The following is a 23863-nucleotide window of genomic DNA, read 5'->3' as shown; positions in this document are numbered from 1 at the left end:
GGATGTCTTCACAGCTGCCTGATGGCCCAAAAAAGAAAGAGAAAAATGAGCCATTCAGCGATATCATGAAATCGATGAACACATTCTTTCAGGAAAAACCCGTCAAAGGGTTCTTGCAGAGCATTGATGATTTCTTTAAAACTCCGTTTCCGCAGAGTGCCTTTTCTGTCCGGGTATCTGAAACCGATAAAGAGCATCATATTACAGCAGAGCTGCCGGGGATAAAAAGGGAGCAGATCCATATTGATGTACTGGATAATTATATTACCATTTCAGTCAGCCACGCGGAAACCTTACTCCAGGAAGATGATAAACACAGGACCTTCAGCCGGAAGCAGACGATGCAGCAATCATCCAGGACCATCCCGCTTCCGCAGACTATCAATGAAAAAAAGGTCAGGGCTTCTTACCAGGACGGCCTGCTGATCATCCGGATACCTAAGCAGTCAGGCAAGAAAATCATCATTGATGAAAATAATTAATGCCTATTGAGCTCACCTGCCAAAGGCAGCCAAAGTTCCTCTTTACAGGCCGAAAAGCTCCCTTGCAATTGCAGCAAGGGAGCTTTTTACATGCGGCATTCCAGACGGCAGAATATTATTCAAGCGTCAGCCAGTCGGTAAAATAGCCTTTCGGGACAAGAAAGTAGTCTGCGGCAAAATCCGCAAACATTTTCGAATCCACTTCTTTGAATTTAAACTTTTCGTAGTACGCTGAGAGGAACTCCATCCCCACAATACGCGGGTCATTGCCTTTGACCATGAAACGGTTATTGACTAATTCGAGCAGCTTCACTGCCGGCTGGCCATACACATATCCGTTATGCGACACTTCATCCAGCGGCACATTTGAATGCTGTCGTTTAACTGATTCTTCTTCTATGCTCTTCATCCGGTTAAGAGGAAGAGAAAAAGCCTTAATTTCCCCCTCGCCTTTTCCCGCATAGAAATACATGCTGGTTGCAAACTCGGTAATCCCCTCATCCACCCATGCTTCATAATAAGGATCATTAGAAACGGTTCCGTAGAAGTACTGATGGGCGATCTCATGAACGATGGAAACCTGGTAGAAATACGAATCCTCAATATACGGATTGATCGTAACGATGCCGGGATATTCCATAAACTGACCTTCATCCAGGACGACATCAAGCGTTTCATGAGGATATTCCCCTATTTTATCCTGGTAGAAGGAAAGAGCCTTTTTGGCAAGATCAAGCGACTGTTCAGGATCTTTGTTATGATCATCCTCCGTAAAGAGCCTTACCTTAACCCCCTCTTTTGCTTCTGCTTCATATACCTTTGTATCTTTAAGGATACTGATGAAAAAGTCCCTGACCTTTTCAGCCTTCAAAGTTCCCCTGGTTTCAGAGGCTGGCGGGTCTTCATCTGCTGTTGAGGCAATCGTGTAGCCTTTTGGTATATCATAGGAAACCTTGTAATCTGAAAAATCGGTATGGTAGGTTTCCAGCCCTTCGGAATACTTCTCCTTATTCCATTTATGCTCACGGAAGGTTGCCAGCATCGGGTACCATTGGGCAAGGTAATAATTTTTATCCACTTTTGAGAAACGATTTCCTTTTTCAGGAAGGGTGAACTCATAGTTTATCTCAACTTTGCCTTTATCGCCTTTATCCATTTTTTCTGAAAGGAAGACGCTTAAGGTATCATCCTTCAGTTCATAATCCGCTTCCTTCCCGTCCACCTTGATGTGATTCAGAGTGACGGAGGCGTAGCCTTCCACGCTTTGAAACGAATGGCCTTCCTTGAATACATTCGGTATAAAATAGAACACCAGCTTATCCCATTCATCCTCTGACTCATTCTTCACTTCAATATTGGCTGTCGATGAGAATTCTCCTTGCTTGTTCATCTTAAGGCTCAGGTCATATTCAGCCTGGCTGAAGTTTTTCACCCCTATATCCTGATCCTTTGTGGCATACACATAAGTGCCGGCACTGATAAAGAGGATCAAAAGGATTATAAGCGCCATCGGTTCAGGCGACAGCAGCTTCCTTCCTTTTTGGGCTATATAATTTTTCCTTACTGGCTTCAGCTTTGGCTCCTGTCCGGTTTTGATCCAAGGTGTTCTCTGGTAATTGGACTGGAATCGGTTTTTCATGCCATTGGCCAGAAGGCTGAATGAAATGGTCGTGATCAATAAGACTGCAAGGGGCACCATTAAAATATGAAGGTTCCCATAAATATTTCCCCTTGCCTGGCCGACCAGCCCTGCCAGCTCTTTCGTTATGGAGTGAAACAGGAGCGGATCATAGGTGACCCTTGTACCGCCGACAAAGATCTCCAGCAGGCCAAGCTGCCCCATGATCGTGATCACATAGACAATCTCAAGAATGAACATGACAAGAAATGTTTCTTTGAGCTGAGGGAAAATATGTTTCCAGATCAGCCTGTGCCTCCCTGCCCCCAATGCCCTGGCAGCTTCAATGTATACAGATTTGTTCAGCTCTGCCGTTTTCTGCCGGACAGATGAGACAATGCTTGGAATGCTGACAAGGGAAGTGATCAGGATGAACAGCATGATAAGCTTCCATGTCGGAATGAATGACAGCGTGTTGATTCCTCTGAAGAAAAAGTAAACGATCAGAAACAGCGGGACAAAGCTCCACGCATTTTCAAACGCCAGCAGCCATCCCGGTGTCCGCTTCCAGGTCCCCACATACAAACCGATAATGGTACCCAGCACCATCTTGATAAAAGTTACGGCAATCGCGATGAAAACTGTGTATTTCAGGCCATTTAGAATCATGGATGCAATATCATAGCCCCATCTGTCAGTCCCCAATGGATATTCGCCAGATTCAAACGGCTGGATCGGCGGTGCGAGCACCTTTCCATCCCGATACTGTGTCTCCAGCGCTTCAGATAATTGATGGGGCGCCAAATACGGCCCGAAAACAGCAAAGAAAAGCAGAACACTGACTAGAAATACGCCAATATATAATGAGTAATTCACTCTGAGCAGCTTATTCATGGATCAGCACCCGCTTAAATAAGTAAAATAATAATCTGATAGAAAGATAAACGATCAGCGACATCAAAAGCATTGCGAACAAGCCGATCGCAATGGGCTGGAATCCATTAGCCTGGAAAATGAATTTCGTGATTCCTGAAACGTTCATTATGTATTCAACGATAAATAAATTTCCTATCCCAAGCGAAATCACCTTTGTCATTTCCGCCAGGATAAAAGGCTCGATGTTTTTAAAAACATGCTGAAGATTGATATAATCCAGCCGCATCCCTTTAGCCACCGCGGTCCTGATATAATCTTCGCCGCTCAGCTGATAGTATTTCACTGCCACCAGCTTAAACAGATACAATGTGGGGGCTATCGCCACAAGCACTGTCGGAAACCACGTGTTCAGCGCACCGGAATCCGGCCTCAGGGAAATGATCCTGATCCCCGTCATTTTATAAAATTTCACGGCAAGGATCATGCTGGCAACAATAATGATGAAATCCGGAATGGATGCCAGAATGTTAAGGATATAATTGAATCCCCTGGCTGCCCGGAACCTGCTGATAAAGACACCGAAAACCAGGCTGAGCACGACCGCTGCCAGGATCCCCGCTTCCATGATTTTCAGGCTTGTGATAAAGAACCGCCCGATATCCTCCCCGATGGACCGTGTCCTCGTCCCCTGCTGATATGTACCTAAATCCCCGTCTGCTATTTGTGTGAAAAATTCGCCGTATACCTGCGGCAGCGCACCCGGATCAAAGCTCAGCGATTGTGTTTCCGGATCTGCGGTTACCATTAACGGCAGTGAGGCAATGAGCAGGATAAGCAATACCACGATGATAAGCTGCTGTATTTGCCTAAGCATATTGACCACCCCTTTTTATATGACCTACAGTCAATGTTTCCATTTTCCAATCCCTTCACAATTTTGTCAATAATATTCCATGAATTCCGAAATTTTCGGTTTTATATTGGTGAAAGCCACATAGAAAAGAACAGCCTCCCTCAGCTGTTCTTTATACTTTGAATATGCCTCCCAGCCCTTTGACCATAGATGAGACCTGATTAACTGCGCTCATCATTTGGCCGGCTGTATTCATCATTTTGTTGAAATCAAGGGATCCATCCTGGCCTTTAAAGGAATTCATGATCGACTGGACTCCCGAAGGCTGCTTTGCCATGAAAGACTGCTTGGGGTATGGATTCATATAAGGGTAAGGATTATGGGGCTGCTGGCTTTGCGGCTGCTGATATGCTTCCTCCTGCTGCAGCGGATTTTGAAAAAGCCCCTGGCTTACAGGCTGCTGGGCCTGCGGCTGGACTTGAGGCTGAATGGGCGGCTGCATTTGATGCTGATAGCCCTGGAAATAGGGCGGCGGATTATGTGCCTGCTGGAAAGGAATGAAGTATGCTGATTGACTGCCGGCAAAAGCCTGGGGCTGATATTGGGCCTGGGGGCTTCCTTGCATTGGAAATGCGGAATAGTATCTGTGCCGGCCGTATATGCCGCTGCCCCCTGGCTGCTGCACTCGTGCCGGAAATCTTCTGTTTTTTTGAAACATGGGCAGACATCCTCCTAATACTGATCGCTACTTTAAATTATGATGCATCTGCCCAATTTGTGCATTGCAGGTAAGATTATCCGGTTTTGTCTGCTTATGATGAATTTTGTCGGAAGTTTCAATTTTTTAAAAACGGAGAAACTTTTTTGTTTCATGATACGATATGGGAAAAGGCGGAGGAGGAACATTAATGAACATTCACGAACTGAGACTGAAATTTTTGCAGCTGAAAGATTATAGCCCCGAGAGCGTCAATGAATTATTGGATTTCGCCAAGAAAGCCTATATCCACAATGAGATCACCATTAATGAATACCGCAACCTTATTCGTGAGCTTGAAGCACAGGGAGCCGTAGCTGACTGTTCCTTCACCGCAGCAGCAAATCTGCAGAATTGATCCCCGGAGGGTATAGCGGGACACGGGCCGCATAACTTTAATCAAAAAAAAAGCTTAGCCTGCGGACAATTGTCCTGCAGGCTTTATTTTTTTTCGTCTAAATGGCCAAGGAGGACATTGAGGACATATTTGGTGGAGTTATAGTAATTAATGAAACGGGTCCGGCTTGTTTCCGGGAAGAAGCATTGGACAGTAATCAGTTCTATATGCTCCGCTGCCGAACTGATCTGATTTTCATGCAGGTTCTTGGGCCTGTTTTCCGCGATCCAGCCGGCAGCCTGATAGGCCCACTCGTCCAGCAGCTGTTTGCTATGATCGGCAAAAGGCTTTACTTCCGCATAGAAATCAGGCTTGGTTCCCCTTTCCCGCGCCTGGCGGTAATGGCCTGCCGCTTCCTCCGTGCATTCCAGCAGCTCTCTAGTCAGCCTGTCTAAATGTTTTACCTCGTCCATATATTTCATCTCCAGTTGGATATTTGTCCAAAAAAATAAAAGTAGCGTGGGTATCCAGCTACTAAAGATCATTCTTTATTTTAGACAACCTAATAGCCCAATTCAAGCTTAATGCTGTCATTACCGCCTGTCATCTTTCGGTCCCTGCCGTCCTTTTTCCCGATTTCCTGAAGCCGATTTTCAGCATTGGCCAGCCTTGATTCGCAATATATCATCTTTTGCTGATGTTCCTCCGCCATTTCTCCCCTGAATTTTGAAAGGCTTGTCTCAAGTGCTGCATCCAATTCTTCCAGCTGGTCATATATCTCATTCAGCATATGGAGCAATTCTTCTTTCTGTGAAGTGTGTTTCATCATATAACCTCCCTTTTTCATATATCTCCGACTGTACGGCTTTTTGCTATTCACTGTATTCGCCTTCTCTTTTCACTTCCCTTCACCCCTGACAAAACTAGAAGCGATTCGCCAAAGATAGTTATATTTTTCAATGGAACAAAGAGCGTTTCGACACATCTTGAATGGATGAAATATTGGTGATTGAACACACTAAAGGATGGAGGTGTTGAAAGATGGCAAACAAGGAAAAACAAAATAAGGTTCAGCCAAAAAAGCAGGAAGAAACGAAAACTGGATTCGGCAGCAAAAAGCTGGAAGGCCCGGACAGACCTTCCACCTGATGAAAGCAAGGGGGATCCCTTGCTTTTTTTTGTATTGATGGCTGAGCAGATTATGAATTGGTTTTAGTAAAACCAAGGTTCCTTAATCCAGGAACTTCATTCAATAGGATAGAGGAAGATTGGAGTCTGTAATTTGGACCTGGGTTATTATATTTTGAACTTGTCAGCATTGCGGTTCCGGCTGGTGTTCTAGAACCGTTATTTTTCGGTTTTGCCGGAATAGTGGTTCCAGTGTGGGGTTCTAGAACCACTATTTTTCGTTTATAGCGGAATAGTGGTTCCAGCCTCATGTTCTAGAACCGCTGTTTTTCGGTTTTTCTTTAAAAAGCAGCGCCAGCTGGTGAACTATATCCCGCTCCAGCTGATCCGCAATGCCGGACTGCGTTTACCTTTTAAAACAAATAAACTTCTTTAATCCCGCTGCCCGTTCCAGCTGCCTCTGCTTATGCAGGAACCATTCTGTCATCAGGACAGGCTCTTCTGTCTCCCCTTCTTCTGCAAACCACTCAGGGCTGACTCCTCTCTCCTTTGACCAATCATGCTTTTCATGTATGTGATGGCTGATAACGGGGTAAGTATCTTTTAAGGTTTGCAAAGCCCGCTTTGTCCCGCCATTGAGGAATTGTTCGTAATCCAACCTTGATCCCGTGTGAGGCACTTTTCCTGCAAAATTCAGGAACTCCGGAAAATGAGCGGGTGAGAACAGAATCCCTGCAAGCCTTTTTCCAAGCATGATTCTTTCGTCCGTTTTCCTGAACTTCTTTACACTTGCTCCATAAAGCTGGCCGCTGCAGGTTGGAAACAGGACCGAGCTGAAATGCATCCAGTCCTGGATGGAAAAAAACAGTGAATGGAACACCCTCCTTTTATACACCGGATGTTCAATCACAGGGCGCTGGATCAGGTTTTGTTCATTTATTATCAGGGCAATCATTAATCTTTCCCGGTCCCCCTCCTGCCAATAGCGGTTCCATTCTTTTTCCATAAATGAAGACACATGAAAGAATGGCAGGAGATGAAACATTGGCGAGTTTTTTTTCGTCGAATATTCATAGAGAAGCAGCTGTGGAAAGGCATCTGAGAAAATGAGCCAATTGGCACGCTCATATGTAAGGAAAAGCCGCTCCCTGATTTCCGGTCCAAGGAGGCAGGACAATGACGCCTCTTCCAAATCGCACATATTCCAGCCTGCATTTCTGGAAACCATACTCGCCAGGAAAGCCCAGTGGATGTCCGGGTGGGATTGATAATAGTCGAAATATGCATGGGTTCTGCTGATATTATCTTTGTTATAATGATCCGCAATCGAACGGATTTCCTCTGCGAGCATCCGTTCGGAGCTGTCAAATGTGAAATTGGCTGTTTTTCTCAAAGCAAACCTCCTTGCTCACTGTTGTTATCGTTCACTTTTTGGTGCTTTTTATTCAACATTCCAGCCGGCACTTTTGGTATGATGAGTAGTGAGCGATTGCCGGCATAGCGGCACAATGAAAACAGGCAGGTGAATGCAATTGAATTTCCACTACCCAAACGGACGAAAGTATTTGCCGCAAAAGGCGGCTGCTGCGCCTGTGAAAAAGGAGAAAAAATGGACATATTCCAACAGGGGGATGACACTAGAGGATGATATAAATGAAACAAATGCTTTTTACCTGGAAAGGGGGCTGGCTGTAATCCATAAAAAGCCCACGCCAGTCCAGATTGTGAATGTTGACTATCCTAAAAGAAGTGCTGCGGTTATTAAGGAGGCCTATTTCAAGCAAGCCTCAACCACAGATTATAATGGCCTTTATAAAGGAAGATATATTGATTTTGAAGCAAAGGAAACGAAGAATAGCACTTCTTTTCCTCTTAAGAACTTCCATGCCCACCAGATATCCCATATGCGCAGGATAGTTGCCCAGGGGGGGATCTGCTTTGTGCTGCTCCGTTTCTCAGAGAGCGAAGAAATCTTCCTTTTAGAAGCCTGCTCCCTTTTCCCTTTTTGGGAGAGGATGGAGAATGGCGGGCGCAAATCCATTGCGAAAACGGAAATAGAAGAAAATGGCCATAGGATCCAGCTTGGCTTCCAGCCCAGGATTGACTATATTAAAGTAATAGATTATCTTTATAATCTTACATGATTTTATGCAGATGTAAGAAAGGATGAATATATATATGGCAGAAAACTACAACTCAAGGGAGGAACGCCGGAAGCAGCAGTCTGCCGGCACCAAGAAAAAAACTCCCAAAAAGAAAAAAGGCGGTATCTTCAAAAAGATATTTCTGGTGCTGATCGCACTCGGGCTTGCCGGCATCATCATCGGAGCCGGTGCATTTGCATACATGGTCAAAGATACGCCAAAGCTTGATGAAGAGAAGCTGAAATCCGCTATCGCATCTGAAATTTATGATATGAACGGGGAGCAGATTGCAACCATCGGTTCCGAAAACAGGGATTATGTCGAGTATGAGGACATACCAAAGATCGTTGAGGAAGCAGTCATTGCAACAGAAGACTCCCGCTTTTATAAACATCATGGCATTGATCCGATCCGCCTCGGCGGTGCAGTCCTTGCCAACATCACAGAAGGCTTTGGTGCAGAAGGAGCGAGCACCATCACCCAGCAGGTAGCCAAAAACTATTTCCTCGAGTTTGATAAAAAGCTTTCCCGTAAAGCTCAGGAAGCATGGCTGGCCATCCAGCTGGAACGTAAATATACAAAGCATGAAATATTAGAGCTTTATATGAACAAAGTGAATATGTCGCAATACTCTTACGGGTTCGCGACTGCTTCAGAAACATACTTCGGCAAGCCGCTGAAGGATCTGGAGCTTCACGAAGCAGCACTGCTTGCAGGACTGCCGCAAAGCCCGAACAATTACAATCCCTTCAACCACCCTGACAAGGCGGAAAAAAGGCGGAATATTGTACTGACGCTGATGAATAAGCATGGATACATCACAAAAGAACAAATGGAAGCGGCCAAGAAGATTCCGGTCACATCCTCCCTGGTCGCCGAAGAGAATCGAAAAATCAATGGAGACATACCTTATGATTCCTTCATCGGGCAGGCCATTGCTGAAATCAACGAAAAATATGGAACGATTAATGTCTTTACAGACGGACTCAAAATATACACAACACTGGACAAAGATGCACAGGAATATGTGGAAACAATGCTTAACGGCAATGAAATTGTAGAATTTCCAAATGAAGAATTCCAGGCAGGCATAACACTCCTGGATACAAAGACAGGGGAAATCCGGGCCCTTGGCGGAAACCGAAATCCTGAAGTAGAGTTTGGCTTCAACTATGCCACTGACCAAAAGCGCCAGCCAGGTTCTACCATTAAACCTGTGCTCGACTATGGTCCCGCTATTGAACATTTAAAATGGGGCACTTACTATACTCTGGATGATAAACCTTATACGTATTCCGACGGCACCAAATTCAACAACTGGGACGGCAGGCATATGGGGCCGATGAGCATGAGAGAAGCACTCGCCCGTTCACGGAATGTCCCTGCGGTCATGGCTCTTCAGGAAGTAGGACTTGATCGGGCTAAGGATTTTGCAGTCGATCTCGGCATACCTCTGGACGAAATTTTCGAATCTTATGCCATAGGAGGGCTTGGAAAAGGGGTTTCTTCCATGCAGATGGCCGGAGCCTACAGTGCCTTTGGAAACAACGGCATATACAATACTCCTCATACAGTCAAAAGCGTAGAGCTTAGAGACGGCACAAAGCTCGATTTGGCTCCGGAATCCAAGGTTGTCATGAAGGACTATACAGCCTTTATGATCACAGATATGCTCAAGAGCGTTGTAAAGGATTCTTATGGCACCGGCCAGCAGGCTAATGTGCAAGGCCTGCCGATCGCCGGGAAGACAGGAACAACCAATTATAGCAATGAAGAATTATCCAAGTACAATGTTCCTGACGGGGCGGTTCCAGATGCCTGGTTTGCCGGATATACAACGAATTATACAGCGGCCGTATGGACTGGCTATAAAGACAGGAAGAATTATCTTCCTTCAAACGGTAGAGACCAGAAAATAGCTCAAAATCTATTTAAAAACCTGATTGCCCATGTGTCTGAAGGCAAAGAAACACCTGACTTCAAAATGCCGAAAAGCGTAGAAGTCGTAAAGATTGAAAAAGGCACTTCAAAGCTCGCAAGCGCCTATACGCCAAGCGACCAGATCCTTACTGAATATGCAGTTAAAGGAGAAGCTCCTACACAGGTTTCAAAGAAATACGACAAACTTGATGCGCCGCAAGGCTTATCTGCAGTATTTGATCCAGAAGCCAATGAAGTCGTGGTTGGCTGGGAATATGGTTCAGAAGAAGGCGTGCAATTCGAGGTGAATGCTTCGGTTGACGGCAGCGGCCAGCAGCCTACGGTAACGGCTGAAAAAGGCTTAAGGTTCACTGCTCCTTCCCCTGGAAGCACATACACTTTCAGCGTTACAGCATTTAGAGATGATATGCGCAGCGATCCTGCTTCTGTTTCTGTCACCATCCCGGGAGCTCCTGAGGATGATGGACAGGAAGAAACTGAAGATGGGGAAGACGGCAGTCAGGATGACGATGCTAACCAGAATGATGAGGAAAATGAGGAAGACAATCAGAATCCTGGCAACGGCAACGGCAACGGCAATGGCAATGGCAATGGCAACGGCAACGGCAACGGAAATGGCAACGGAGGAAATGAAGAAGATGACGGAGAAGGTGACGACAGCGGTTCTGAGGGTGAATCCGGCTCCGGCGGTGAGTCCGGGCAAACCGGCCAGAATGGAGGACAGTCCGGATCAGGCAGCGGAACCGGCTCCGGTTCTGGAGGGTCCGGCACAGGATCTGGAGGTTCTGGCTCCGGGAGCGGATCCGGATCAGGCAGCGGAACCGGGTCTGACGGAAGCAATTAATCCGGCGCATCTTTCAAAAGTCTAAATGTAAAAAGCGTTTAAGCTTTATGCTTAAACGCTTTTTCTATGCTTGCTTTCTTTTGGCGCTGCTTTTCTAGTTCAGCCTGCAGCTCACATAATTGAATGAACGAATGATAAAGAAGCGGACTGGACAAAACAAAATCCAGCCGTTCATTTAAGTTAGCTGGCTTAACATTCAATAGCATAAACTCTTTAGGAGTATCCAGCCTGGCCGGCTGTCCGTTGGTCCAGAACAGCATTTGAACGAAGATGCCTATAGCAGACCTCATCAATTCCGCCAATCCCAACCTCTCCCGTTTCCCATGCAAAGCAGCAATGGAGGATTTTACCTCCTCCCACTGTTCAATCCTTGCGGGAAAGAACTCTTCCGCCTTCTCCCATGGCCTGAGCGCTTCAATCCCATTATAAAAAGCAATCTCATAGATGAAGATCGCATCTGCCTGAAACTCATCTGCCCAAGCTGGCTCCCAGGCTTCCTCCTCTCCCACCAGAAATGGATCGTAGACTTCAGGAGACACCTGCAGCATGATTTTTTCGCTATCCGCCATTATTTCCTCTTCATCCTTTTCCGGCCTTCCCTGCAAAGGTCAAGGAGCGGGCAGATTTCGCACTGGGGGTTTTGCGCCTTGCAGTGATATCGGCCAAAAAAGATCATCCGATGGTGCGTAACTGACCATTCTTCTTCAGGCACCTTTTTCATCAGTGTTTTCTCTACTTCAAGAACAGAATCCTTCCACCTGCAGAACCCGAGGCGTTTGCTGACCCTTTCCACATGGGTATCTACAGCGATTGCAGGCACATCGTAAGCCACAGAAACGACGACATTTGCCGTTTTCCTTCCTACCCCGGGCAGCTTTGTCAATTCGTCCCTGTCATGCGGGACAATCCCATTATACTCGTCGATAAGGAGCCTGCAGAGCTTGTGGATGTTCTTTGCTTTGTTCCTGAACAGGCCGATCGACCTGATGTCGTTTTGCAGCTCATCAAGGGAAACAGCTAAATAATCCTCTGGCGTTTTATATTTTTGAAACAGGTTTTTGGTAACCTTGTTGACCAGCGCATCTGTACATTGAGCAGAAAGGGCCACTGCAATAACAAGTTCAAAAGGGTTTTCATGATGAAGCTCGCAATGGGCATCAGGGAACATTTCGCCCATAACATCCAGGCAATGCCTGATTTGTGTTTTATTCAGCATTTGTATCACCACTCTGTATTTAAATATGTTTTCATTATCTTAACCTTTTCTCTATATCCTGTCCTTCCAAACGCTCTTCAAGCACCTGGAGGGAGCATTCAGGAAATCATACAAAAAGGGCGGGAGAAGTCCCCCGCCATTAACATTATTGCTCAAGCCAGTTGTAAAAAGGAATTGATTTTTGCTGAACAGGACGTTCATCCGTTTTTTGCCTTGAAGACTGCGGCTGGTTTTGACGGAATTTGCGTCCAAAGCTCTTCGCCTGTTCAATTGTCTTAATCCCATTTTTCTTCCATTCGAATAAAATACGGTCGATATAACGGAAATTAAGCTTACCGGATATAACTGCCTCCCGCAATGCCGCTTTAATGATGGCAGGGTCATGGTGGTCATCATCCATCCACATTGCCAGCGTTTCACATTCAAAAGGCGAAAGCGGCCTTCCGAATTCTTTTTCAAAGCATGTATACAGATCCATCTCTTCCTGCTGATGGGATTTAAGATCCTTTTGTTTGTCTTCGAGGAGGAATTGGTCAACCACCCTTTCCCAAAGGGGTTCAAGCGAATACTTTTCAAAGCGTATTCCCTCATCCGAAAAGCCGTCAAGAATTTCAATAAATCCTTTCTGGATCAGTTTCCGGATCATATCGGTGCATGCTGTATCAGAAATCGTCATTCGGGACGAAATTTCATTCGGGGTAGGAAAGTCTCTGCCTTTTTCAATAAAGGACGATATATGCAAAAGCAGGACGAGTTCCTGTTCAGTTATATTCATTTTATGATAGCGGGCCAAGAGGGCACCTGGTATGGACAGGCTCCCTTCCTGGAGCCACTTGATAATATTGTCTTTCATCCTGGACACCTCCTTTAAAGTATATCATGAACATTCAGGGCCAGTAAGGAGAATAACAGGCAACGCTGCCAGAAATTAGGTCTGAAACAGCACAGGGCATGAGTGCATATGAATAAAAAAATCCGCGTAAGCGGATCTCTTTATTTCCCTTTTATGCTGTAAGCGGAAAAGAGCATTGGCCATTCATGAGGCGCGAAAACGTCTCGCCTGCTGTTATGCCATTTAGATCACTGGGCCTTTTCTGCCACAAACCTGCGTATACGTTCAACAGCCTCTTCCAAAGATTCAAGCGAAGTTGCGTAGGAAAGGCGGATATTGTCCGGAGCACCGAATCCAGAACCGGGAATGACCGCTACCAGGGCTTCCTCAAGAAGCGCTTCGGCGAATGCATCTACATCTTTATAGCCCGTCATTTCGGCTGCCTGCCTGGCATTCGGGAATAAATAAAATGCGCCCTGCGGCTTAATGCAGGTGAATCCCGGTATAGACACAAGCTTTCCGTAAATCTCTTCCAGCCTGCCTTCAAATGCCTGCCTCATTTCCTCGACCGGATCCTGTGTGCCGGCATAAGCGGCAATGGCGCCGTACTGGGAAGCAGTGGCCGGATTTGAAGTGCTGTGGCTAGCCAGATCGGTCATTGCCTTGATGATCCTGCTGCCGCCAGCTGCATAGCCGATTCTCCAGCCTGTCATCGAATGCGATTTAGAAACACCATTCACGATGATGGTCTGCTCTTTTAATTCAGGTGACAGCTGTGCTATGGACACATGGCGGTTATTGCTGTATACAAGTTTCTCGTATATTTCATCCGATACGATCAGGATGCCTTTCTCAAGGCACACTTCCCCAAGCGCCTTCAGCTCTTCCTCCGTATAAAGCATTCCGGTCGGGTTGCTTGGAGAGTTGATGATGACTGCTTTGGTTTTCTCTGTAGCCGCATCCTTCAGCTGCTGCGGAGTGATTTTAAACCCATTTTCCTCAGAGCCTTCTGCATAAACAGGGATCCCGCCAGCCAGCTTTACCTGCTCAGGATAGCTGACCCAGTACGGCGTAGGGATGATGACCTCATCTCCTTCATCAAGAAGCACCTGGAACAGGGTGTACAGCACATGCTTTGCTCCGCTTCCGACAAAGGTTTCATTGATTTTGTAGTCAAGCCCCTGGTCTTTTTTAAGCTTTGCAGCTATTTCGGCTCTCAGCGCAGGAAGACCTGCAGATGGAGTATATTTCGTGTTCCCCTCATTCATTGAAGCCAATGCAGCATCTATGATATGCTGCGGCGTGTTGAAGTCCGGCTCTCCTGCCCCCAGCCCAATTACATCGCGGCCCTGTGCTTTCAGTTCCTTTGCTTTAGCTGTTATCGCCAGCGTGGAAGAAGGCGTCAGCGCCTCCACCCTGCCTGCTAGCTTTATTTTCATAGCTTGCGCCTCCATTTCATCCTCATCATAAATTTTCAATCCGCTTGAGCATTTCCCCAGTTTCGAAATGAATATAATAATAATTGATCAGACCGCCATTAGAGCGGTAATACACTTCCCAGAGAGGAAAGCCCTTTTCCATCCCCAGCTTTGCAGAAATGATCTCTTTTGGCTGCTTTTCCCTTTTAACTATATCAATCGCTTCTTGTTTAGATATGCCGTCTTTTGCATTTTTGACAACCGGCTTCCCTTTTTTCTCAGGAACCCAGACAATGAGTTCTGTTCCTGCTTTATCCTGTCCCTGCAGGACGTAGAAGGTTTCCTGTCCGTGATAAAGGGTAAAACTGTCCATTCTCTCGAGTGCAGTCTCTTCTTTTGCCCTCTCAAACGCTTTTTCTGAAGCTGCTTTGACCGGTTCTGTTGAAGCAATATACACTTTAGCAGCTATCCCGATCAGAATGGCTGCCGCAATGATGCTGATGATGATCCATTTTTTCATATTATCACTCTGCTTTATGTACGATAAATGGTGAATACCGCTTTATTTTGATCTTCCTGGTCAAGTGCCAGGCCGAACATTAAATCTTTCTCCTTTAATGTTCTATTCAATGAATCGACGATTTTATACAAATCGGGGCTGTTGGTGATTTTTACAGTCGACAGCACTTCTATTTTGCTTTCCATTGTTCTGCTCCTCTCTCCGGACCTTTGACAAATATTGCAGCTGATAATACAGCCCGGACAGCTTATACTATCCATATAACAGGTCTTTGCCAATATTATAACAGGTGATGTTATCATCCGTTAACCAAAGATGCATGATTCACCAAAAATTTTCTTCTAGTCCACAACGTCTTTTAGCTGCGCAATCATGCGCAGCTTTTTTGTATATTCCTGTGTGCCTGCGCGTCCTATATGACATACAGGCTATCCTGCCTCACCCGGGGAAATTGTGATCACCTCATAATTCAAATCAGTGAACTTTATTGTGACCGTTCCATGGACCCCGGTATAATAAACATCGATCCATGCTTCATGCAGCATTTTAAAAAGATCTTCATCAGGCTTTACTTTCCTTGACTGGAAGATGACGGCGATCTGAGGATCAAGATGTTTAATCAGCTGCCCTGAGACCGAATTGCCCTCCCCGAAGCCTGGCATTTTCACTATATTTACATCCGAAAGATTTTTTTTGAGAAGGGCCTTTTCTGCATCGAGGCTGCTGGAATTGAGCAGCAGCACCTTATGCTTCATAAGTGTAAGCTCAAGGTCCATACCTTCTTTCGGGTTTTCATTTTCGAACAGGACCTCTGCCTTCAAATTATGGAAAAGCTGCTGCTTTGTGCCCGCGCTCCATATATGGATATTCACCTCATCGAACTCTTCAAGCTCTTCCATCCTTTTCCGGGCCAGCCCCTGGCCTGCAACGAGCTGCTTAACACCGAATTCCCTTATGATGCTTCCGGCGTTCACCATGGAGTTCACATCTTCTTCTGTCATGATAATAGTCGATATTTGTTCCACATTATATAGTCCAAGCAGCCTTGACAGCTCTTCTCCAGAGCCTTCACCGCCTGTATTAATAAGAATATTCTCCCCATCCGGATGCTGAATTAAGGCAGATTCTCCTTCCTGCAGGGAAAAAAACGTGATTGCCAGCTCATTCCGTTTTAGCTTTAAATCAATGCTTTTTACTTCTGCGGGCAGGGATGGAGATTCAACCGGGACATAGTACCAGCTTGTGAACAACATAAGAAAGGCGAATAGCATATTCATCCAGAATTCCTCCAATGCTATCCTTTAGAGTGTGTCATCCGAAAATTTTTATCCTCTTATCCCGGCATATTTTACCTTATTGCAGCCAATCTTCCACAAGGTCAACAATAGCGTCCAGGGGGCTTACCTTAACTGGTATGCTTGGGATGGAATCAAGGAATGCCCTGCCATATGACGCTGTGACGATCCTCCGGTCGAATACAATAATTATTCCGCGGTCATTCTTTGTTCTGATCAGCCTCCCGACTCCCTGTTTGAAGCGAAGGACCGCTTCGGGGAGTGCGTGCTCGGAGAAAGGCCGGCCTCCCCTGCTCTGAATCGCTTCCTTCCTTGCTTCCCCCAAAGGCTCATCCGGAGGAGAGAACGGCAGCCTGACCATCACCAGGCAGGAAAGATCTTCACCGGGAATGTCCACACCTTCCCAAAAGCTGCTTGTCCCAAAAAGAATGCTCTTGTCAAACCGCTGAAAGTTCCTTGTAAGCCTTGTCCTGCTTCCAGACGTGATTCCCTGGGCTATTAGGACATATTCCTCGAGAAAGCCGCTTTCCTTCACGAGCTCATAGGTCCTGCGGAGCATATCATGTGAGGTGAACAGAATCAGCATCCTCCCCTTCGCCGCTTCAGCCAGAGAGATGATATGCTCTGTGATCGCCGAAACATATTCGTCCTGAGGAACGGAATTGATTTCAGGCAAATCCGATGGTACGGCAAGCCTGACTTGTGAAGCATAGTCGAATGGGGACTCTATCAGTTCTGTCTGGCAGCTGAACCGGTCAAGGCCCAGTTCATCCATAATATAATCGAAAGACTGGCCGACAGAAAGAGTTGCAGATGTAATAACAGCACTTTTCTTCTGATTGAAGAAGCCGTCCCTCAGATTTCCTGCGACAGTAATCGGCTGAGAGTAAACAGTCGTGGCGTTCTGCATTGCTCTGCCGTCCAGCTCAACCCAGACAGCACAGGCTGTTTGCCCGGCAAATATGGTTTTCCTGATGCTTTCACGTACATCCCTCAGTTCGCCGATGCAGGCTGAGATCTCCTCCAGCAGCGCCTGATCACCCGGTGCCAGTTCGCCGGTTAAAGGCACAAGCAGCTGAAGCCTGTCCTCCAGCGCTGAGATAAGGTCCAGAACCAAGAAAGAAAAGCGCTCTGCAGAAGCCTCCACCGCTTTGAAATCCCGCGGGGTTATATCTGTTAGCCTGAAGCTTATTTTGCTGGATGCATATTTCCTTGCTTTTAATTTCCTCTTTCCATAAATCCCTACCAGCTTAAAAAACTCATCCATCTCATACTGAAGATCAGCAACCAGCCTGTTAAGCTCAAAAGGATGAGCAGCACCGTCCATAGCGGCCCTGCCTTCAAGCAGCCGCTCGAGCTTATAGAGGAGCTGCTTTTGATCATAGAGCCCGATTTTTCCAAGCAGGAGACGGAGAGATAAATAATCGATTGAGAAGCCAAAATGCTTTCCGGCGGCCTTGCTGAACTGATGCCCTTCATCTATGACTGCATAATCATATGAAGGGAAGATCTGATTTTCGCCTGTAAGACTGTTCAAAAGCATAGCATGATTGGTAATGATCAGATCTGCATTTTCTGCGCTCTTCCTTGCTCTGTTATAGAAATCCCTTGATTTCCAGCCTGATTCGCTGATGAATTTGCTGTCCCCGTTTTGTATCTTATTCCAGAAAACAGCACCGCCGCTGGAAAGGTTCAGTTCGTCCACATCGCCTGTAGCTGTTTCAGTCAGCCAGACCAGTATTTGCATTTTTGTAAGTGTAGTATCGTAATTATCATCCGCTTCATTCAATGACTGCTCAAATCGGGCAAGGCTTAAATAATGCTTTCTGCCTTTTAAGAGCACAGCATTGGCAGGGAAGCCCAGAAGTTTTTCAAGCAGGGGCAGGTCTTTTGAAAGCAGCTGCTCCTGAAGCTGGACAGTATAAGTGCTGATCAGCACCCTGGCTCCTTCCTGCCTGGCAAAAATGATTGCCGGAAGCAGATAGCCAAGGGTTTTCCCTGTGCCGGTGCCTGCTTCGACCAGTGTATGCTCGTTATTTAAAAAGGATTGATAGACAGCATCCATCATGGCAAGCTGGCCGGGGCGCAGTTCATAATCCGGAAATGCCTTCTTAAGCATATCCTCTTTTTCCCGGCTTCCTGCGGGATAAACAGGAGCCGGCAGGCGGCTTGATGCTGCTTCCAGAACCCCGCCTGCCTTAATGGCGATTCCGTTATGTATTTCTATCCCTTCAGGAAGTCTCTCCGCCGTCCCTTGCTTTTTAAGGAGGATATCCTCCAAAATGAGATCAAGGTCGCTTTTCAGCCCTCCTGAAAGCTTCAGAAGCTGTTTGATCGTTGTCAGAGGCAATTCCTCAAGGCGTTCCAGGAAGATGTGCAGCAGTTTTGCAGTGGCATAGGCATCGCTGTCCGCCTGGTGAGGCCTGTCATGCACGATCCCTTCTTTTGCAGACAGGTCTGACAATTTATAGCTGTCAGAACAGGGGAGCACCGTCCGTGCCAGCTCAACCGTATCGATGACCGGCCCATAAAAGCCCGGGAAGCCTGCATCCAGAAGCTCTTCCTGCAGAAAGGAGAGGTCGAACAGAACATTATGCGCCACAAAATAGGCATCCTCCAATAGCTCCATCACTTTAGGTGCTATTTCTGCAAATACAGGAGCATCAGAGACCATGCTGTCATTAAGCCCGGTCAGCTCCTCGATGAAGGCCGGAATCTCCTTCCCGGGATTGAGCAGGCTGGAATATTGATCGATGATCTTTCCGCCTTCCATGACTACCGCAGCGAATTGAATGATTTTATCGCCCTTTTTGGCGCTATTACCTGTAGTTTCCAAGTCAACTACTACATATTTATTACTCATCGGTTACACCTCAAACATTCAGTCATTCAAACGGTATCACAAAAGCGGAAAATAAAAAAGGCAAACAGCCTTCCCCATCATTATTTTTCTTCCCATCAGCACGGGGTTTATTCAGGATTCTATCCCAGGGACAGGAAAATGCCGCCTTCAAAAAGGGCTGCATTGCCGTTTTGCAATGCAGCCCTTTTTCTTTATAGTGAAATGATCATTCTTAAAGTATGGTTGAAGCCGGCTCAGCATGGAGCAGACCGGTTATGCTATTGCCTTCTCCCATAATGACTACCTTAGGTTTATGGGAATCTACTTTTTCCTCAGGGACAAGGGCATAAGATATGATGATGACTGTATCGCCGACTTGGACAAGCCTTGCAGCCGCCCCGTTCAGGCAGACTACGCCGCTTCCCCGTTCTCCCGGGATGATATATGTTTCGAATCTTGCACCGTTATTGTTATTGACAATCTGGACTTTCTCATTATCAGCCATTCCGGCCGCATCCAGCAGGTCTTTATCAATTGTAATGCTGCCCACATAATTAAGATTAGCTTCTGTCACCTTTGCGCGGTGGATCTTTCCATTCATCATGGTGCGGAACATGTCTTTTCCTCCGATCAGTTGTTAGACTGCAATGATTATATTATCTATCAGGCGTGCATGTTTGAATTTAACGGCAAGAGCGATGATGATTGTGCCTTCAGCTCTATCTGTTTCTTTTAATTCCGGCCAGGAAAGAATCTCAGCATAATCAATGCTCCCCGAGCTCTCTGCTTTTATCCTGCCGCGTATGAGCGCTTTAAGCTGCTCTGTGTCCTTTGTTCCTTCCGCAATCAATCGTGCTGCTTCTGAGAGGCTCTCGTATAAAACCGGTGCTTCCTTCCGCTCTTCCGGAAGCAGCCTGACATTCCGGGAGCTTTTTGCAAGGCCGTCCGGCTCCCTTACCGTTTCTCCCCCTATTATCTTGACAGGGAAATTCAGATCATGTGCAAGGCTCTCTATCACTGCCAGCTGCTGTGCATCTTTTTTGCCGAAATAAGCTTTATCCGGGGAAACGATATGAAATAATTTAGAGACAACCGTTGCTACACCAGCAAAATGGCCTGGCCTGGATTTGCCGCATAATACATCGGTCTTTCGGTTTACAATGACTGAAACAGAAGGGACTCCGCCAGGGTACATGTCTTCAGGTGCAGGGCTGAAAAGGTAATCGGCCCCTTCGGCTTCTGCTAGACGGGAATCCCGCTCAAAGTCCCGTGGATAAGAATCCAGATCCTCTGCCGGGCCAAATTGAAGCGGATTCACAAAGATGCTCAGAACCATTACATCATTTTCTTCTCCCGCCCGCTTCAGAAGGGAGAGATGCCCTTCATGCAGATATCCCATAGTAGGCACAAACCCGATTGTACGGCCTGCCTTTTTTTCATCCAGCATGAGCTGCTGCATTTCTCCTGGTGATGTAATGATCTTCATGATTTTCCTCCATAAAGTCCTGCCAGCTCTTCCTCTTTCATCGTATAGCTGTGCTCTCCGGCCGGGAAGATTCCTGCCTTCACTTCAGTGATATAGGCTTTCAGGCCCTTTTCCGCTTCTTCATCCATGTTTGCATACCGTTTGACGAACTTCGCAATTCTTTCTGTCCCGTACGACAGCAGATCATGATAGACAAGGACCTGCCCATCAGTCCCTGCTCCCGCCCCGATTCCGATGACTGGAATCGTCAGGATAGAGGAGATATCTTCAGCAAGCTGTTTTGGCACACATTCTAGCACAAGCGCAAAAGCACCCGCCTCTTCACACCTTTTAGCCTCGCAGATCAGCTTCCTGGCTGCTTCAGCATCTTTCCCCTGGACTTTATACCCTCCAAGAACCCCCACTGACTGGGGAGTAAGGCCAAGGTGGGCGCATACAGGGATGCCTGCTTTCGTTATGCTTCTTATCTTGTCAGCGACCTCTTCCCCGCCTTCAAGCTTCACTGCCATCGCTCCTGTTTCCTGAATCAGCCTGGCTGCATTCAGGAGGGTATCACGTTCAGGGAGATGATAGCTCATAAAGGGCATATCAATGACAATAAAAGTATTGGCCGCCCCTCTTTTTACCGCTTTCCCATGGTGAATCATATCTTCCATCGTCACCGGGATGGTCGATTCATATCCCAATACGGTCATGCCAAGCGAATCTCCGACAAGGATCATATCGATTCCGGCTTTTTCTGCCTGCCTGGCTGCCGGATAATCATAGGCAGTCAGCATCGCGATTTTTTCATTCTTTTCCTTCATCTTTGAAAAATCTGTAGTTTGCTTCATCCTTCTTCCTCCCATTCGCAAGTACAGGCCTGAAAAGACCTGCCTTAAGACTCAGAGGAGACAAAACAAGTGAACAAAAAGCCGGATATAAAAAGGATCCTTCAAAAAATGCAGAAGGATCCCGTCGCGTCTTGGCTTCATTATTCGTTTCATCCCTCTGTCCCGGTCCATATGCTGGATCTAGGCAGAAACTATTCAATATAAAAAGATAGAAAGGTGCAGTTCATTATGATACTGCCCAGTTGAATTATATCAAAAATAAAAAATATTGGCTAATAAAATCATGAGTCCAGTTCAATATCAGCAGAGTAGACATGGTGTATCTCTCCTGCCTCATCTTCTATTCTCAGCACGCCTTCCTCGGTGATGCCCAGTGCTTTCCCGCTGATGCTGCCTGATATCGTCCTGGCAGTGATCTGCTTCCCAATGCTGACAGCATAGCTTTCCCAAAGGAGGCGGATCGGGTAGAAGCCTTTTTCCATATAAAGCTTGTACAAATTCTCCAATTTCTGCAGGACAACCCTGACCAGCTCTGCCCTCGAGAGGTTCCCGCCCTTTTCTATCGCCAGGGAAGTGGCTGTGCCCCTCAGCTCCTCCGGATAATCCTCAAGCTGCTGGTTCACATTGATGCCGATCCCGATAATGATCGAAAAAATGCGGTCGGCTTCCGCCTGCAATTCTGTCAGGATGCCAGTGACCTTCTTGCCTCCAATGAGAATATCATTGGGCCATTTGATCTGCGGGGAAAGGGCCGTGCATTCCTCAATGGACTGGACGACGGCAACTGCTGCAAGTAGAGTCAGCTGCGGAGCTCGCGGGAGCGGGATTTCCGGCCGGAGGATGACACTCATCCATATTCCTGTATATTTCGGGGAATGCCATTTCCTGTCCATCCTTCCCCTGCCGTTAAGCTGTTCTTCCGCCACTACGATCGTGCCCTCGGGTGCGTCATCATAGGCGAGCCTGTGGGCGATTTTCTGTGTCGAATCCACACTTTCTTCATAATGGATTTCGGTACCGAGCAAGCTGGTTTTCAGACCAAGGCGGATTTCATCGGCAGTCACCTTCTCTGTTGTCTTCACAATCCGGTAGCCTTTCCTTCTTACGGCTTCAAGCTCAAATCCATCGCGCCTCAACTCTTCGATATGCTTCCAGACGGCCGTCCTGGAGCAGCCGATCAGGTCTGCCAGATATTGGCCGGACAAATATTCCCCATTGCTCTCCGTAAAGGCGGCAAGCAATTTTTTCCTCAGCTCTGATTGCACTTCAGCCACCCCCTTATTTCCTCTTTTTTATTTGCCAGATGACCGGAGATAATGCTGTTTTCAACCTGGCCCAGCAATTCCTTCACCCAGGGTCCGCCCGGCTTATTGAACCATTGGATCAAGTCATTCCCGGTAACATCCAGCTCCTTTGTACTCCGTATCGGAAGTGAAGCATATAAACGGACAGGAACTTCCTCATCCGCACTGTCATCCCCGGTGGCCGCCAGAACTCTCTCTGCATTCCGGGCAGCCTCTGCCCCCGCCTTATAAACCGATTCAAGTGTCCAGTTCTGTACTGAGCGGTATTGAAGCCAATAAAGGATTTTGCCAATTTGCCTAATCTTTTTGACAGGCATTTTCCAGCTTCTCAAAAAGGATTCCGCGGTCTTAAAGTCATGGCCAAGACCTGCTGACAGCAGAGCCCATCGTTCCTCGGATAAAAGCCCGCTGCCCAGCCTTCCGGCAAATGATATCAACTCCTGCTTTTTCCCTGCCAGGCCTGGGAGATGCTGTGAGAGGCCAGTGTCTGCCATGATTTTCAGCGCCATAAAGCTATTTTCGCCCGCAAGCAGCTTTTCAAATTCTGCCAGCTTTCTTTCAACCGCAATCTTCTCAAGAAGATAAGCTTCAGAAACCAGCGCCTCATAAGTCTCTCCATCTATTTGGAATGAAAGCTGGCTGGCAAAACGCACGGCTCTCATCATCCTTAAAGCATCTTCGTAAAATCGCTCCAGCGGATTTCCAACGGTGGCAATCCTTTTGCTGCGGATATCCTCCTGTCCCCCGAAAGGATCAATGATGCGGCCGTCCTTTGACATCGCCATGCTGTTCATTCTGAAGTCCCTGCGTTTAAGATCCTCATCGAGGGAACGGATAAAGTCCACTTTAGACGGCCTGCGGAAATCTTCATAATCCGACTCAGACCGGAAAGTGGTGACTTCATAGCTATCCCCATCATAAAGAACTATGACCGTACCATGCTCTATACCGACATCCGCTGTTCTGGGAAAAATGCCTTTGATTTCCATCGGAGTGGCCGAAGTGGCTATGTCCACGTCGGAAATATCCTTGCCGAGCAGATAATCCCTGACAGATCCGCCTACAAAGTAAGCCTCATACCCGGCAGTTTCGATCTTTTCCAATACAGGTGCCGCTTTTAAAAAAACCGGATTCATA

23 protein-coding genes are annotated in these 23863 nt (G+C 46.8%); 4 read left to right on the top strand and 19 right to left on the bottom strand.

Annotation, left to right across the window (positions count from 1 at the left end; translation table 11 throughout):
• Positions 1 to 2: 2 nt before the first annotated feature.
• Positions 3 to 482, top strand: coding sequence for an Hsp20/alpha crystallin family protein (locus ABU165_RS03570; protein ID WP_224952031.1), 480 nt, complete (start codon positions 3 to 5; stop codon positions 480 to 482).
• 115 nt (positions 483 to 597) lie between these two features.
• Here the strand turns inward: ABU165_RS03570 and ABU165_RS03565 are convergent, their stop codons facing one another.
• The 3 genes from ABU165_RS03565 to ABU165_RS03555 all read right to left on the bottom strand — a co-directional run bounded on the left by ABU165_RS03565 (position 598) and on the right by ABU165_RS03555 (position 4547).
• A complete protein-coding gene (locus tag ABU165_RS03565) occupies positions 598 to 2994 on the bottom strand; it encodes an ABC transporter permease subunit (RefSeq protein WP_009791243.1) in 2397 nt (798 codons plus the stop codon).
• A complete protein-coding gene (locus ABU165_RS03560; RefSeq protein WP_009791244.1) occupies positions 2987 to 3850 on the bottom strand; it encodes an ABC transporter permease subunit in 864 nt (287 codons plus the stop codon). The genes ABU165_RS03565 and ABU165_RS03560 overlap by 8 nt, the downstream gene beginning before the upstream one ends.
• A 151-nt stretch (positions 3851 to 4001) precedes the next feature.
• Positions 4002 to 4547 (bottom strand): YppG family protein, encoded by a 546-nt coding sequence (locus ABU165_RS03555; RefSeq protein ID WP_009791245.1) that lies wholly within the window; start codon positions 4545 to 4547, stop codon positions 4002 to 4004.
• A gap of 190 nt (positions 4548 to 4737) precedes the next feature.
• On the opposite strand from ABU165_RS03555, the gene ABU165_RS03550 reads away from it, so the two are divergent.
• Complete coding sequence (locus tag ABU165_RS03550) at positions 4738 to 4944, top strand: YppF family protein (protein ID WP_022544120.1); 207 nt, start codon at positions 4738 to 4740, stop codon at positions 4942 to 4944.
• 83 nt (positions 4945 to 5027) lie between these two features.
• On the opposite strand, the gene ABU165_RS03545 is transcribed toward ABU165_RS03550, so the two are convergent.
• From ABU165_RS03545 to ABU165_RS03535, 3 genes are all read right to left on the bottom strand, one after another.
• Positions 5028 to 5396 carry a YppE family protein gene (locus ABU165_RS03545; protein ID WP_240683980.1) on the bottom strand — a complete coding sequence of 123 codons (369 nt, stop codon included), beginning with the start codon at positions 5394 to 5396 and terminating at the stop codon, positions 5028 to 5030.
• An 89-nt stretch (positions 5397 to 5485) separates the two neighbouring features.
• Complete coding sequence (locus ABU165_RS03540) at positions 5486 to 5749, bottom strand: exodeoxyribonuclease VII small subunit (protein ID WP_094767170.1); 264 nt, start codon at positions 5747 to 5749, stop codon at positions 5486 to 5488.
• Positions 5750 to 6457: 708 nt separating this feature from the next.
• Positions 6458 to 7444, bottom strand: coding sequence for a DUF2515 domain-containing protein (locus ABU165_RS03535; RefSeq protein WP_318059498.1), 987 nt, complete (start codon positions 7442 to 7444; stop codon positions 6458 to 6460).
• Between the two features lie 139 nt (positions 7445 to 7583).
• Between ABU165_RS03535 and recU the strand changes: the two genes are divergently transcribed.
• Together recU and ABU165_RS03525 are read left to right on the top strand one after the other, a co-directional pair.
• On the top strand, positions 7584 to 8195 hold the full coding sequence (gene recU, locus ABU165_RS03530) for a Holliday junction resolvase RecU (protein ID WP_094767168.1): 612 nt from the start codon (positions 7584 to 7586) through the stop codon (positions 8193 to 8195).
• A gap of 34 nt (positions 8196 to 8229) precedes the next feature.
• Complete coding sequence (locus ABU165_RS03525) at positions 8230 to 10980, top strand: PBP1A family penicillin-binding protein (RefSeq protein ID WP_318059499.1); 2751 nt, start codon at positions 8230 to 8232, stop codon at positions 10978 to 10980.
• A 38-nt stretch (positions 10981 to 11018) separates the two neighbouring features.
• Here ABU165_RS03525 and ABU165_RS03520 read toward each other — a convergent pair whose 3' ends face one another.
• From ABU165_RS03520 to ABU165_RS03460, 13 genes are all read right to left on the bottom strand, one after another.
• Positions 11019 to 11549 carry a YpoC family protein gene (locus ABU165_RS03520; RefSeq protein WP_318059500.1) on the bottom strand — a complete coding sequence of 177 codons (531 nt, stop codon included), beginning with the start codon at positions 11547 to 11549 and terminating at the stop codon, positions 11019 to 11021.
• Positions 11549 to 12196, bottom strand: coding sequence for an endonuclease III (gene nth / locus ABU165_RS03515; RefSeq protein WP_009791255.1), 648 nt, complete (start codon positions 12194 to 12196; stop codon positions 11549 to 11551). Before nth ends, ABU165_RS03520 begins: the two co-directional genes overlap by 1 nt.
• Positions 12197 to 12341: 145 nt before the next feature.
• Positions 12342 to 13049 (bottom strand): DnaD domain-containing protein, encoded by a 708-nt coding sequence (locus ABU165_RS03510; RefSeq protein ID WP_318059501.1) that lies wholly within the window; start codon positions 13047 to 13049, stop codon positions 12342 to 12344.
• Between the two features lie 227 nt (positions 13050 to 13276).
• The gene (locus tag ABU165_RS03505) at positions 13277 to 14461 is read right to left on the bottom strand and encodes a pyridoxal phosphate-dependent aminotransferase (protein WP_035401134.1); all 1185 of its coding nucleotides are present in this window, start codon (positions 14459 to 14461) and stop codon (positions 13277 to 13279) included.
• A 31-nt stretch (positions 14462 to 14492) separates the two neighbouring features.
• Positions 14493 to 14966 (bottom strand): cell wall elongation regulator TseB-like domain-containing protein, encoded by a 474-nt coding sequence (locus ABU165_RS03500; RefSeq protein ID WP_094767165.1) that lies wholly within the window; start codon positions 14964 to 14966, stop codon positions 14493 to 14495.
• Positions 14967 to 14980: 14 nt separating this feature from the next.
• Positions 14981 to 15151 carry a YpmA family protein gene (locus tag ABU165_RS03495; protein ID WP_009791259.1) on the bottom strand — a complete coding sequence of 57 codons (171 nt, stop codon included), beginning with the start codon at positions 15149 to 15151 and terminating at the stop codon, positions 14981 to 14983.
• A gap of 243 nt (positions 15152 to 15394) precedes the next feature.
• Positions 15395 to 16243, bottom strand: coding sequence for a ComEC/Rec2 family competence protein (locus ABU165_RS03490; protein WP_022544127.1), 849 nt, complete (start codon positions 16241 to 16243; stop codon positions 15395 to 15397).
• 76 nt (positions 16244 to 16319) lie between these two features.
• Entirely contained in the window at positions 16320 to 19124 is a 2805-nt protein-coding gene (gene dinG / locus ABU165_RS03485) for an ATP-dependent DNA helicase DinG (RefSeq protein WP_318059502.1), read from the bottom strand.
• A 211-nt stretch (positions 19125 to 19335) separates the two neighbouring features.
• A complete protein-coding gene (gene panD, locus ABU165_RS03480) occupies positions 19336 to 19719 on the bottom strand; it encodes an aspartate 1-decarboxylase (RefSeq protein ID WP_009791263.1) in 384 nt (127 codons plus the stop codon).
• 21 nt (positions 19720 to 19740) lie between these two features.
• Entirely contained in the window at positions 19741 to 20589 is an 849-nt protein-coding gene (panC, locus tag ABU165_RS03475; protein WP_224952040.1) for a pantoate--beta-alanine ligase, read from the bottom strand.
• Entirely contained in the window at positions 20586 to 21422 is an 837-nt protein-coding gene (gene panB, locus ABU165_RS03470) for a 3-methyl-2-oxobutanoate hydroxymethyltransferase (protein WP_009791265.1), read from the bottom strand. The genes panC and panB overlap by 4 nt, the downstream gene beginning before the upstream one ends.
• 281 nt (positions 21423 to 21703) lie before the next feature.
• The gene (locus ABU165_RS03465) at positions 21704 to 22687 is read right to left on the bottom strand and encodes a biotin--[acetyl-CoA-carboxylase] ligase (protein WP_009791267.1); all 984 of its coding nucleotides are present in this window, start codon (positions 22685 to 22687) and stop codon (positions 21704 to 21706) included.
• Entirely contained in the window at positions 22672 to 23862 is a 1191-nt protein-coding gene (locus ABU165_RS03460; RefSeq protein WP_311224685.1) for a CCA tRNA nucleotidyltransferase, read from the bottom strand. The genes ABU165_RS03465 and ABU165_RS03460 overlap by 16 nt, the downstream gene beginning before the upstream one ends.
• Position 23863 lies beyond the last annotated feature (1 nt).

This window comes from Cytobacillus sp. T106 (genome assembly GCF_040492155.1).
In the GTDB taxonomy this organism is placed as follows: Bacteria; Bacillota; Bacilli; order Bacillales; family Cytobacillaceae; genus Bacillus_AB; species Bacillus_AB infantis.
This window is presented reverse-complemented; position numbering and strand designations above follow the sequence as displayed.